The organism is Amycolatopsis sp. NPDC006131 (assembly GCF_040614175.1).
Lineage (GTDB): Bacteria > Actinomycetota > Actinomycetes > Mycobacteriales > Pseudonocardiaceae > Amycolatopsis_E > Amycolatopsis_E tucumanensis.
Genome location: NZ_JBEXTX010000005.1, coordinates 35,000 through 46,394 on the forward strand (window position 1 = coordinate 35,000; position 11,395 = coordinate 46,394).

An 11,395-nucleotide genomic window follows, 5' to 3' on the forward strand; every position below is an offset into this window, starting at 1 on the left:
GACTACGCTGTGTCGGTGCTTCACGATCACCGGTGCTGGGCCTTCGAGTCCACGGCGGATTTCCGGGCCCGCGCGCGGGAGTTCCTGCGCGACGGGCTCGCCCGCGGCAGGCAGGTCTGGTTCGTCGCGCCCGGCGAGCCCGCACTCGACGGGCTGGACGACGCGTTGCGCACCGGCGCGGCGCGGACGGTCTCGCTCGACGAGACCTGCCCCGCGGGCGCCGTGGTCGATCCGGACGAGCAGGCGCGCAACTACGCACTGGCGACCGAGGCCGCGCTGGCGGCGGGCTACACCGGGCTGCGGGTCGCGGCGGACTGGACACCGCTCGTGACCGCCCCCGGGCAGCTCGACGCGCTCGCGCGCTACGAGCACGCGGTGGACCGGTACGCCGCCGTGCGCCCGTTCTCCGCGATGTGCGGGTACGACCGCGGGCAGGTTGGTGACGAGGTGGTGGCGAGGGTGGCGTCCATGCATCCGGCGACGAACGCCGACCCCGGGTTCCGGCTCTTCGGCTCGGCGTCGGCGTCGGCCGCGCTCGCCGGGGAGCTCGACCTCTCGACCGAGGAGCTGCTCGTCGAGGCGCTGCGGCGGGCGGATCCGCGGCCGGTGGAGGGCAACCTCGTGCTCGACGTGCGTGGCCTGCGGTTCGCCGACCACCGCAGCCTGACGCGGCTGGCCGAGCACGCCGCGAACCGTGGTGCGACACTGGTGTTGCGTGATCCCTCGCCGGCCGTCTCCCGCCTGGTCGAAGTGCTGGGGCTGTCGACGGTGCGGGTGGAGGGGGCCGCGTGACCGCGTTCGTGCACCCCGCGCTGTTCTACAGCTCCGACGACGAGTACCTCGACGCCCTCGTGCCCTTCGTCACCGACGGCCTCGCGCGGCGGGAACCGGTCGCGGTCGCCGTGCCCGGTGACCGGCTGTCCGTGCTGCGGCCCGCGGTCGGCTCGGACGAGGTGCTGTGGCTGGACATGACCGAGGCGGGCCGCAACCCCGGCCGGATCATCCCGACGGTGCTGCGCCGGTTCGCCGACGCGCACCCGGACCGGCACGTGCGCATCATCGGCGAGCCGATCTGGGCGGGCCGCTCGGCCACCGAGTACCCGGCGTGCGCGCAGCACGAGGCGCTGATCAACCACGCGTTCGACGGCCGGGACGTGACGATCGTGTGCCCCTACGACACGGCGGCACTGGAGCCGTCCGTGGTCGCCGACGCCCGCGAGACGCACCCGGAGGTGTGGGAGGCGTCGCGGCGGTACGCCAGCGAGCAGTACGCGCCGGACGACGTGGTGGCGCGCTACAACCAGCCGGTGCCGGCCGCGGCCCCGGTGGACTTCGCGGTGACCGGTGACTGGGGTGTCCGCGAGGCCCGCCACTGGGCGGCGGAGCAGGCGCGGGTGTTCGGCCTGAGCGAGGTCCGGGTGCCCGACCTGGAGCTGATCGTCACCGAGCTGGTGACCAACAGCCTGCGCCACGCCGGCGGCTTGTGCCGGGTCGAGCTGTGGCCCGCGGACGGCCACCTGTGCTGCGCCGTGCACGACGACGGTTTCCTGGCGGACCCGCTGGCCGGGCGGCGCCCGCAGCCGCCGGGCGCGCTGGGCGGGCGCGGGCTGCTGCTGGTGCACCAGCTGGCCGACCTGGTGCGCACGTACACGCAACCGGGCCGGACGACGCAGTACGCGCTGCTGCGCCTGTGATCACAGCGGCGTCAGCGCCGCTATCTTCCACGCCCCGTCCACCTTGCGCGCCACTACCGACAGAGCCGCCGAGGACGACGTCTGCTGCCCGCTCGTCGTGTTGAGCGTCTGCTGTTCCAGGAACGCCAGTGCCCGCGCGGAATCGCCGTCGAGGTCCTGCAGCCCGAGCGACGCCACCGTCGTGGTGCGGATCAGTTTCTGCGACACCGCCTGCTCCTGCGCCGCGGCGAAGGTGTCGCGATACTGGGTCACCGCGTCGTCCACCAGGACCGACGCGGCCGCCCGCTCGGTGCGCGCCAGGTTGCCGTAGTCGTAGGAAAAGACCGCTTTCAGGGCCGCGCTGATCTGCTCCGAGGCCTCGGCGGTCGCCGCCGGGTCCGCCAGCGCGGCGTTCGAGGTGCGCCACTGGCCGGCCTGCACCGCGGCCCATCCGGCGAACCCGCCCGCCAGCACGATCACCGCCGTGAGCACCGAAACCCACGTCGCCACACGGGAAGTCACGAAGCCCCCTGCACGGCCGTGATCTTCCACGTCCCGTCCGCCCGCGCCACGTCCGCGGTCAAGTGGCTGCGGCCCGGCTTCGGCTCACCGCCACCGGACGCGATCGACACGTCCAGCACCGCGATCACCCGCGCCGCGTCGCCGTTCAGCTCGGTCACGGCGATCTGCCGCAACGACGCCGTGGCGACGAGCTTCCCCGCGGTGGCCCGGTCCACCTGCCCCTGCCGGTCCCCGCTCAGCGACGAGCCCAGCTGGCCGCTCGTCACCGCGATCCACCGGTCCAGCGCGGCCCCGGCCTCGCGGTAGTCGATCGTGTTCAACGCGACCAGCGCGTCACCCGCGGCGGCGATCACCGCGTCTCGGTCGCGGGCGCGGACCAGCCCGTCGTCGTGCGCCGCGCTCCACCAGCTCCACCCGAACCACGCCGCCGCCAGCACCGCCACCGCGGCCAGCGCGCCCAGCACCCGTGTCATCCCGGCAGCCCCAGCAGCTGCCCCAGCGAACTCGCGGTACCGGTGACCAGCCCCAGCACGCCGGGCATCTGCGCCGACGTGGAGTGCGCGGGCGCCGGCGCGGGGTCGTTCGGCTTCGCCGGGTTGACCGGCTTGCCCGCGTACGGCGCGTTCTGCGCGCCACGCACCCCGGTCGCGCTGCCCGGCGGCTCCGCGCAGTAGGCCTGCCGGTTGGCGGGCACCTCGCGGGTGTCGTTCGCCGGGCGCTGCTGCGTCGTCTCGTAGCCCTTGGTGCACGAGTGCGGGTCGAAGAAGTTCAGCACCAGCCCGAGGTGGCCTTCGCCGTTGGACCACACCGACCGCGTGAAGGCCGAGATCACCGGGTAGGCGACCAGCAGCTGCTCGATCGCGTCCGTGCGCACCGAGGTGATCTGCGCGGTGGTGAGCAGGTTCGCGATCAGCACGCCGAGGTCGGTGCCGGAGGTCGCGAGGATCGTGTCCAGGTCCCGGGCCAGTCCGGGCGTGGTGTCGATGACCTTCCGCAGGTCCGGGTCGGCGCCCTTGAGCTGCTCGGCGATCGTGCGCAGCCCGGTGGCCATCGAGGTGATCATGTCGGCCTGCCGCTGCTGGGTGTCCAGCACGACCCGGCCGTCGGCCAGCAGCCGCGTGGTCTGCGGCAGGTTCTCCGTCGCCGCCGTGGTGAACGAGTTCGCCGTGTCGAGCAGCTGCTGCAGGTCGTGGCCGCTGCCCGCGAACGCGTCGTAGGTCTCGTCCACCACGGTCTTCAGCGACTGCGTGTCCACACTGGACACCAGGCGGTCCAGGTTGGCCAGCACGGTGTCCGGCGAGAGCGGGATCGCCGTGCGGTCGCTGGTGATCACCGACCCGTCCGCGAGGTAGGGCCCGTCCTGGTGCTTGGGCCGCAGGTCGACGTACTGCTCGCCGACCGCCGACCGGGTCGCCACCACGGCTTCGGTGTCGGCCGGGATCTTCTCGTCGGAGGTGATGTCCAGGTCGACCGCGACCCCCTCGTCGGTCAGGTGCAGCTTGGACACCCGTCCGACCGCGACGCCGCGGTAGGTCACCTCGGCGCCCTCGAAGATCCCGCCCGACTCGGTCAGGTTCGCGGTGACCAGGTAGCCGCTGGTGCCGAACAGCCGGTCCAGCCCGGCGTACCGGCCGCCGGCGTACCCGACGGACGCGAGCGCGATCAGCAGGAACGCGATCAGCTGGATCCGGTGCTTGCGGGTGATCACGGCGTCCCTCCCAGCAGGTTGCCGAGCAGGTCGCTCAGTCCGGGCAGCAGACCGGTCACCGGGTCCGGCTGGGTCTGCGCCTGCGGCGTCGCGGGCTGCGGGATCGGCAGTGGTGGCGCCGCGACCTGCGTGCTGCTCTGGTTGTTGCTCGGCAGCTCGATCGACGGGAACTTCCCGGAGTTGGCGATGTTCTGGAAGATCGCGTCCAGGTTCAGGTCGATCCGCGCGGTCACGTTCGCGTAGTCGCCCTTCACCACGTCCCCGGCGACGTCGGGCAGCGGGTAGGTCGGCAGGATCTTCAGCGCCTCCGGCAGGTTCGTGCCCGCTTCGGCCAGTTTGGACAGTGTGGGCGCCAGCGCCCGCAGGTCCGCCAGCAGCGACTCCCGGCTCGCGTCGATCGTGTCCACGGCCACGCCGGACAACCGGTCGAGCGACTGCAGCATCCCGACGAGCTGGTCCCGCTGCTGGGTCACCACGGCCATGCCGGGCGCGAGGTCCTCCAGCGCGGTGGTCAGGTTCGCGGTCTGGGCGACGAGCGTGCCGGACAGCCGGTTGAGCCCGTCGATGGCCCGGATGATCTCCGACTTCTGCCCGTCCAGCTCGGTCGCGATCCGGTCCACCCGCGCCAGCAGCGCGCGGATCTCCGCCTCGTTGCCGGTGAGCGCGTGGTTCAGCTCGCGGGTGATGTCGGCCAACTGGTTCACCCCGCCGCCGTTGAGCAGCAGCGACAGCGCGCCCAGCACCTCCTCGACCTCGGGGTTGCGGTTGGTGCGCGCCAGCGGGATCACCGAGCCCTCACGCAGCGGCGCGGCTGCCGGTTCCCCGGCGGGCTCGGCGAGCTGCACGAACTTCTCCCCCAGCAGGCTCGACTGGCGCAGCTGGGCGAAGGAGTTCTCCGGCATCTTCAGGTCGCCGTTGATGCTCATGTGCACGATGGCGGACCTGGTGTCCGGCGCCAGTTCGACGCTGTCGACCCGGCCGATCGGCACGTCGTTGACCTTCACCGCGGCCTGCGGCACCAGGTCGAGCACGTCGGCGAACTGCGCGGTGATGCGGTACGGGTGGTCGCCGAGGTCCGCCCCGCCCGGCAGCGGCGTGTTGTAGAGCCCGGAGAACCCCGCCGTGCCGCAGCCGGCCACGAGCAGCAGCACCCCGCACAGCGCCCCGGTCAGCCGCCTCACGATCCGGCCTCCGGGATGTCGACCAGCGGCAGCAACGGCAGCGGCGGGAGCTTGCCGCTGTTGATGTCGGCGAGCAGCTGCGGGATCGAGGGGACCTTCGCGATGCCCTCGACCACCGGGGCGATCGCCTCGCACACGTCGCTGACCGTCGTCGGCAGGCCGACCGGCGTGGACGCCTTGATCAGCCGGCACAGCGTGGTGATCAGCGGGTTGGTGAACTCGTTGGCGTTGTAGCGGATCGCGATGCTGCCGGACGCCGCGTCGTAGGAGTTGATGAAGTTGGTCATGCCGGTCGGCCCGACGTCGAGCACCTCGGCGAGCGCGGCGCGCTGGTCCACGAGCACCTGCGTGATGCCGGCCAGCCGATCCACATTGGACGTGAGCAGGTCCTTGTTCTCGGCGACGAAGCTCTGCACGTCGCCGAGCGAGGAGCCGAGCGCGGCCAGCGCGGCGCTGACGTCGTCGGAGTCCTCGGCGAGGAAGCCCGTCACGTTCCCCAGCCGCTGGTAGAACTCGTTGAGCTGCGCGTCGCTGTCCGCGAGCGCGGTGGTGAACGACTGGAGGTTCCGCACGGTGCCGAACAGGTCGTCCTTCGAGTTGTCCAGCGTGCGCGACAGGTTCGCCAGCTCGGTGACGGTGCTGTTGAGGTTCAGCCCGTTGCCGTCGAGGTTGGCCGCGGCGGTGTCCAGCAGGTTCGACAGCGCGCCGTTCGCGTTGGCGCCGGTGGGCCCGAGGCTGGTCGACAGCTTGTCGAGCGTGCCGTAGAGGTCGTCCAGCTCCATCGGCGTCGCGGTGCGGTCCTGCGGGATGAGCGTGCCGGACGCCATCACGGGCCCGCTGTCGTAGGCCGGGGTGAGCTGCACGTACCGGTCGCTGACCAGGCTCGGCGCGACCACCACGGCGCCGGCGTCGGCGGGGATCCGCACGTCGTCGTCGACGCGCATGTCCACGCGCACCACGGCGCCTTCCGGCGTGACGCCGGTGATCTCGCCGACCGGCACGCCGAGGACGCGCACCGACGATCCGGCGTAGAGGCCGACGGTCCGGTCGAACAACGCGGAGATCCGGGTGCCGCCGCTGTCCCGGAGCACCAGGTACAGGCCGGCCGTCACCAGCAGCGCGAGCACGCACCCGGTCGCGATCCAGCGGTACACGCCGCGCGAGGCACGGCTGTCGAGCGTCATCCGCCCCCCAATCCCTGGTCCGGCGCGGAGATCGGCGGCGTGCAGCCCTCGGGGTTGATGGACAGCCCGCCCGCCTTGATCACCGGCGGCAGCAGCCCGCAGATGTAGCCCTCGAACCAGCGGCCGTTGCCGGTCGCGTTCGCGCCGACGCGGGTGAACGGCGCGAGCAGCTCGAGGCTGCGGTTCAGGTTGTCCTGGTTGTTCTGCAGGATGGTGGTGACCTCGCCGAGCCGTTCCAGCGTCGGCCGCAGCTGCGCGCGGTTGTCGGCGACCAGTCCGGACAGCTGGGCCGCGAGCTGCTGGGTGCCGGTGAGCAGCGCCTTGATCGCGTCCCGGCGCCGCTGCAGCTCGCCGAGCAGCAGGTTGCCGTCGTTGATGATCGCGGTGAGCTGGGCGTTGCGGTCGGCGAGCGTCCGCGACACCTGGCTGGTGTTCGCCAGCAGGTTCGCCAGCTCCTGGTCGCGCGAGGACACCGTGCGCGACAACGCGGACAGGCCGGACAACGTGTCCCGCAACGGTTGCGGGGTGTCCTTGAGCGCGTCGGCGACCGCGTCGAAGCTCTGCGCGAGCTGGTTCGTGTCGATCTGGCCGACCGTCGTGCTCAGCTGCTGGAAGGCGTCCTGCAGCTGGAACGGGGTGGTGGTGCGCTCGACCGGGATCGGCTCGGCCGGGTCCTGCGCGCCCTCGCCCTTGGGTTTGAGCGCGAGGTACTTCTCCCCCAGCAGCGTCTTGATCTCGATGGAGGCCGTCGACTCGTCACCGACCCGGGTGTTCTCCACCTTGAACTTGACGAGCACCTTCCTGCCGGCCAGCGACACGTCGGTGACCTGGCCGACCTTCACACCGGCCACCTGCACCTCGTTGTCCGCCGCGAGGCCCGCGGACTCGGCGAAGTAGGCCTGGTAGGTGGTCCCGGTGCCGAGCAGCGGCAGCTCGTCGGAGAAGTAGGACACCAGGGTCACCAGCACGACGAGCACGAGCGTCACCGCGCCGACGGCGGCCTGGTTGCGGTCCTTGAGCGCCTTCATGACGGCTTGCACCTCTCCGGGAGCTCGGTCGCAGGCAGCGGGAGCAGCGGCAGCGTGATGTTGAGCGACGTCACGCCGATGGTCCCGGTCAAACCGCAGAGGTAGTAGTTGTACCAGCTGCCGTAGCTCAGGGTCCGGGTGAACTTCTCCAGGTTGCCGGGCAGCTTCTTCAGCAGTTCGTCGATCAGCTGCCCGGAGTCGGCGAGCGTGCCGGACAGCGTCCCGAGCGCGGCGATGTCCTGCTGGACCGGCGGCCGCGCGTCGGCGAGCAGCCCGGCGGTGGCGTCGGTCAGCTCGCCCAGCGCGGACACCGCGTCGCCGATCGGGCCGCGCTGGGCGGCCAATCCGGACACCAGCTGCTGGGTCTGGTCGATCAGGTTCGACAGCTGCGGTCCGCGGTCGTTCACCGTGGTCAACACGGTGTTGAGGTTGCCGATCACCTGGCCGATCACCTGGTCGCGGTCGGCGATGGTCTGGGTTAGCGACGCGGTGTGCGACAGCAGGCTCTCGATCGTGCCGCCCTCGCCCTGGAAGACCTGGATGATCTCGTAGGAGAGCTGGTTGACCTGCTGCGGGTCCAGGGCCGCGAACAACGGCTTGAACCCGTTGAACAGCACGGTGAGGTTCAGCGCCGGTTGCGTGCGTTCCGGCGGGATCATGCCGCCCGCCGCCAGCTGGTCGTCCCCGGGCACGTTGGTGCCCAGCGACAGGTACCGCTGCCCGACGAGGTTGCGGTACTTGACGGTCGCGGTGACCGAGCCCGGCAGGCGGTAGGCCGACTGGACGGTGAAGTGCACGTCGGCGTAGCTGGTGTCGCCGTCCTGCTCGACGGTGATCTCGTCCACCTGCCCCACCTTCACCCCGACGATCCGCACGTCGTCGCCCTCGTGCAGGCCGGAGGCGTCGGTGAAGCGCGCGGTGTAGGTGGAGGTGACGCCGAAGTTGGTGTTGGCGATCGTCGAGCCGAGGATCCCGGTCAGCAGCACCGTGACGGCGGCGAAGATCAGGATCTTGATCAGCGACGGGACGAACCGGTTCACCGGACCTCCACCTCCACCCCGCGGTAGAGCGGGCCGGCGAGCAGGGTTCCCCACCCCGGCACGTCCTGCGGCGCGGCCGGGGACAGCAGCGCAGCGACGAGGTCCTGTTCGGCGGGCGAGTTCGCGACCGATCCGGTGGTGGACGACCCGCCGTCGATGATCCCGTTGCTGGGCAGCGGAACGCTCGCGCCGGGCCCGGCGGGCGGGTGCGTGGAGCCGTCCTGGATCGGCCCGCCCGGCGGGTACTGCGGCCAGCGTCCGGGCGGCAGCACCATCGGGTAGCAGCGCGGCCCGCGCTTGTCGAGGTACTCCGGCTCGTCCTTGCCCGGCTCGTACTTGGTGCGGTCGGCGACGAACCGGATCGTCACGTGGTTCATCTTGTCGGTGCCGGCGCCGAAGGCCTCGTACGCGCGCGGCACGGCCTCGGCCAGCTGCTGCAGCAGGCACGGGTACTCCGGCGCGTACTTCGCGAGAACCTCCAAAGTGGACTGCGAGGTGACCGTGAGGTTGATCAGGTTCGCCTGGTTGACGCGCAGGAAGCTGTCCAGGTTGTCGCTCGCGTTCGTCACCGACGCCCAGACCTGGGTCAGCGCCTGCTGCTTGTCCACCAGGGTCTTCGTGGTGGTGGTCAGGTCGGCCAGCGCCTGCAGGAAGTCCGGCGCGGCCCGGTCGTAGGTGTCCGCGACGTTCGCCAGCCCGGTGATGTCGGCCTTGATGTCGGGCAGCGACGGGTTCAGCCCGGCCAGGTACTCGGACAGGTTCACCAGCGTGGCGCCGAGCTGCTCGCCGCGGCCGTCGAGCGCGGTGGAGACCGCGTTGAGCGTACTGGCGAGCTTCTGCGGCTGGACGGCCTGCAGCAGCGGCATGACGTTGTTCAGCACCTGCTCCAGCTCGATCGCCGAGCTGGACCGGTCCTGCGGGATGACGTCGCCCGCCGCGATGTGCCGGGCGGACGGATCCGGCGGGATGTGCAGGGCCACGTAGCGTTCGCCGAACAGGGTCTTGGGCAGCAGCCGCGCGGAGACGTTGTCCGGGATCAGGCTCAGCTGATCCGGGTCCAGCGCGAGTTCCAGCGCGGCGTGGTCGCCCATCGCCTGGATCGAGCGCACCTCGCCGACCACGACGCCGCGGATCTTGACGTCGGAGCCCTTGCGCAGCTGGTTGCCGACGTGGTCGGTCTCCAGCCGCACCATCGCGACCGGGGTGAACTCCTTGTTGTAGGCGGCGACCGTGGTGACGAAGAACAGCCCGCACACGACGAGGAACACCAGGCCGAGCACCTGGTGCCAGAGCCGCCGCAGCAGCACCGCCCGTCTCATCCCGCGATCCTCACCGTCGTGGTCGCGCCCCAGACCGCGAGGCTGAGGAAGAAGTCCAGTACCGAGATCAGCACGATCGACGTCCGCACCGCGCGGCCGACCGCGACGCCGACGCCGGCAGGCCCGCCGCTGGCGGTGTAGCCGTAGTAGCAGTGCGACAGGATCACCAGCACGCTGAACACGATCACCTTGCCGAACGACCACAGCACGTCCTCGGGCGGCAGGAACAGCCCGAAGTAGTGGTCGTAGGTGCCCGCCGACTGGCCGTAGAGCCACACGGTGACTTGGCGCGAGGCCAGGTAGGACGACAACAGCCCGACGGCGTACAGCGGGATCACCGCGCCCAGCCCGGCCAGCACGCGTGTGGTGACCAGGTACGGCAGGCTGGGCACCGCCATCACCTCGAGCGCGTCGATCTCCTCCGAGATCCGCATGGCGCCCAGCTGGGCGGTGAACCCGCAGCCGACGGTCGCTGACAACGCGAGCCCGGCGGCCAGCGGCGCGACCTCACGGGTGTTGAAGTAGGCCGAGATGAACCCGGTCAGCGCGGCGGTGCCGAGCTGGTTGAGCGCGGCGTACCCCTGCAGGCCGACGATGAGACCGGTGAACAGGGTCATGCCGATCATCACGCCGAGTGTCCCGCCGATCACCGCCAGACCGCCGGTGCCGAAGCAGACCTCGGTCAGCAGCCGCAGCGTTTCCCTGCTGTAGCGGCGAAGCGTGCGTGGGGCCCAGGCGAGCGCGCGGACGTAGAAGGAGAGCTGGCTGCCCAGTCCCTCCAGCACGGCGCCGGGGCGCGCGATCATCTCGAGTGTCCGGTCGGACACCCCGGGCTGTCTCTCCAGCGTTTCGGCGGTCATCACAGCGCTTTCGGCGGAATGATCCGCAGGTAGATGGCGGTCAGCACGACGTTGATGAGGAACAGCAGCAGGAAGGTGATGACCACGGCCTGGTTCACCGCGTCGCCGACGCCCTTCGGCCCGCCGGCCGGGTTGAGCCCGCGGTAGGCGGCCACCACTCCGGCGACGAACCCGTACAGCACGGCCTTGATCTCGCTGACGTAGAGGTCCGGCAGCTGCGCCAGCGCGTTGAAGCTGGCCAGGTACGCGCCCGGGGTGCCGCCCTGCATGACGACGTTGAAGAAGTAGCCGCCGAGCACGCCGACCACGCTGACCAGGCCGTTGAGCAGCACGGACACGACCATCGCGGCGAGCACGCGCGGCACGATGAGGCGCTGGATCGGGTTGACCCCGAGCACCTCCATCGCGTCGATCTCTTCGCGGATCTTGCGCGCGCCGATGTCAGCGCAGACGGCGCTTCCGCCGGCGCCCGCGACGAGCAGGGCGGTGATCAGCGGGGCGGCCTGCTGCACGATGGCCAGCGCGCTGGCCGCGCCGGTGAACGACTGCGCGCCGATCTGCTGCGTCAGCGAACCGAGCTGCAGCGCGATGACCGCGCCGAACGGGACGGCGACGAGCGCGGTGGGCAGGATCGTCACGCTCGCGAAGAACCAGCACTGCAGGATCCACTCGCGGAACTGGAAGGGCCTGCGCGGGATCGCCCGCAGCACTTCCCAGGCCAGTGTGGACAGGCGGCCGACCTGGGCGAGCGCGGCGGTGCCCGGTACCGTGAGCGTTCCCGTGCGTGACCCCATCACACCTCCGCGACCCCAGCCTCGTTGCTCTGAGTCTTACTCCCTTGCGGGAAACCGCTTTGCGTTAGCGGTGTTTACTTCGTATT

Annotated in this window: 12 protein-coding genes; 2 read left to right on the forward strand and 10 right to left on the reverse strand. The window is 71.1% G+C overall.

The genetic code is table 11. The annotated features are described in order from the left end of the window. Positions 1 to 15: 15 nt before the first annotated feature. Together ABZ215_RS04955 and ABZ215_RS04960 are read left to right on the forward strand one after the other, a co-directional pair. Positions 16 to 792, forward strand: coding sequence for an MEDS domain-containing protein (locus tag ABZ215_RS04955; RefSeq protein ID WP_354711387.1), 777 nt, complete (start codon positions 16 to 18; stop codon positions 790 to 792). Beyond that, positions 789 to 1,694 (forward strand): sensor histidine kinase, encoded by a 906-nt coding sequence (locus ABZ215_RS04960; RefSeq protein WP_354947807.1) that lies wholly within the window; start codon positions 789 to 791, stop codon positions 1,692 to 1,694. Before ABZ215_RS04955 ends, ABZ215_RS04960 begins: the two co-directional genes overlap by 4 nt. On the opposite strand, the gene ABZ215_RS04965 is transcribed toward ABZ215_RS04960, so the two are convergent. Genes ABZ215_RS04965 through ABZ215_RS05010 form a run of 10 tightly spaced genes read right to left on the reverse strand, consistent with a single transcriptional unit; the run spans position 1,695 to position 11,309 of the window. Further along, on the reverse strand, positions 1,695 to 2,195 hold the full coding sequence (locus ABZ215_RS04965) for a hypothetical protein (RefSeq protein WP_354947809.1): 501 nt from the start codon (positions 2,193 to 2,195) through the stop codon (positions 1,695 to 1,697). It lies immediately after the preceding gene. Beyond that, positions 2,192 to 2,668 carry a hypothetical protein gene (locus ABZ215_RS04970; RefSeq protein ID WP_027936306.1) on the reverse strand — a complete coding sequence of 159 codons (477 nt, stop codon included), beginning with the start codon at positions 2,666 to 2,668 and terminating at the stop codon, positions 2,192 to 2,194. The genes ABZ215_RS04965 and ABZ215_RS04970 overlap by 4 nt, the downstream gene beginning before the upstream one ends. Further along, positions 2,665 to 3,903 (reverse strand): MlaD family protein, encoded by a 1,239-nt coding sequence (locus ABZ215_RS04975; protein WP_354947811.1) that lies wholly within the window; start codon positions 3,901 to 3,903, stop codon positions 2,665 to 2,667. The genes ABZ215_RS04970 and ABZ215_RS04975 overlap by 4 nt, the downstream gene beginning before the upstream one ends. Further along, entirely contained in the window at positions 3,900 to 5,084 is a 1,185-nt protein-coding gene (locus ABZ215_RS04980) for an MCE family protein (protein WP_354947813.1), read from the reverse strand. Before ABZ215_RS04980 ends, ABZ215_RS04975 begins: the two co-directional genes overlap by 4 nt. Further along, entirely contained in the window at positions 5,081 to 6,268 is a 1,188-nt protein-coding gene (locus ABZ215_RS04985; RefSeq protein ID WP_020421055.1) for an MCE family protein, read from the reverse strand. Before ABZ215_RS04985 ends, ABZ215_RS04980 begins: the two co-directional genes overlap by 4 nt. Further along, entirely contained in the window at positions 6,265 to 7,296 is a 1,032-nt protein-coding gene (locus tag ABZ215_RS04990) for an MCE family protein (protein WP_354947815.1), read from the reverse strand. The genes ABZ215_RS04985 and ABZ215_RS04990 overlap by 4 nt, the downstream gene beginning before the upstream one ends. Then, the gene (locus ABZ215_RS04995) at positions 7,293 to 8,336 is read right to left on the reverse strand and encodes an MCE family protein (protein ID WP_354947817.1); all 1,044 of its coding nucleotides are present in this window, start codon (positions 8,334 to 8,336) and stop codon (positions 7,293 to 7,295) included. Before ABZ215_RS04995 ends, ABZ215_RS04990 begins: the two co-directional genes overlap by 4 nt. Further along, the gene (locus tag ABZ215_RS05000) at positions 8,333 to 9,655 is read right to left on the reverse strand and encodes an MCE family protein (protein ID WP_354947819.1); all 1,323 of its coding nucleotides are present in this window, start codon (positions 9,653 to 9,655) and stop codon (positions 8,333 to 8,335) included. The genes ABZ215_RS04995 and ABZ215_RS05000 overlap by 4 nt, the downstream gene beginning before the upstream one ends. After that, positions 9,652 to 10,515 (reverse strand): ABC transporter permease, encoded by an 864-nt coding sequence (locus ABZ215_RS05005; protein WP_027934932.1) that lies wholly within the window; start codon positions 10,513 to 10,515, stop codon positions 9,652 to 9,654. Before ABZ215_RS05005 ends, ABZ215_RS05000 begins: the two co-directional genes overlap by 4 nt. Then, a complete protein-coding gene (locus tag ABZ215_RS05010; RefSeq protein WP_020421060.1) occupies positions 10,515 to 11,309 on the reverse strand; it encodes an ABC transporter permease in 795 nt (264 codons plus the stop codon). Before ABZ215_RS05010 ends, ABZ215_RS05005 begins: the two co-directional genes overlap by 1 nt. Positions 11,310 to 11,395: the final 86 nt, after the last annotated feature.

Bases quoted from the DNA above. Each gene is read 5' to 3' on its own strand.
- ABZ215_RS04970 (WP_027936306.1), bottom strand. From the start codon at position 2,668: ATGACACGGGTGCTGGGCGCGCTGGCCGCGGTGGCGGTGCTGGCGGCG.
- ABZ215_RS04985 (WP_020421055.1), bottom strand. From the start codon at position 6,268: ATGACGCTCGACAGCCGTGCCTCGCGCGGCGTGTACCGCTGGATCGCG.
- ABZ215_RS04990 (WP_354947815.1), bottom strand. From the start codon at position 7,296: ATGAAGGCGCTCAAGGACCGCAACCAGGCCGCCGTCGGCGCGGTGACG.
- ABZ215_RS05000 (WP_354947819.1), bottom strand. From the start codon at position 9,655: ATGAGACGGGCGGTGCTGCTGCGGCGGCTCTGGCACCAGGTGCTCGGC.
- ABZ215_RS05005 (WP_027934932.1), bottom strand. From the start codon at position 10,515: ATGACCGCCGAAACGCTGGAGAGACAGCCCGGGGTGTCCGACCGGACA.
- ABZ215_RS05010 (WP_020421060.1), bottom strand. From the start codon at position 11,309: ATGGGGTCACGCACGGGAACGCTCACGGTACCGGGCACCGCCGCGCTC.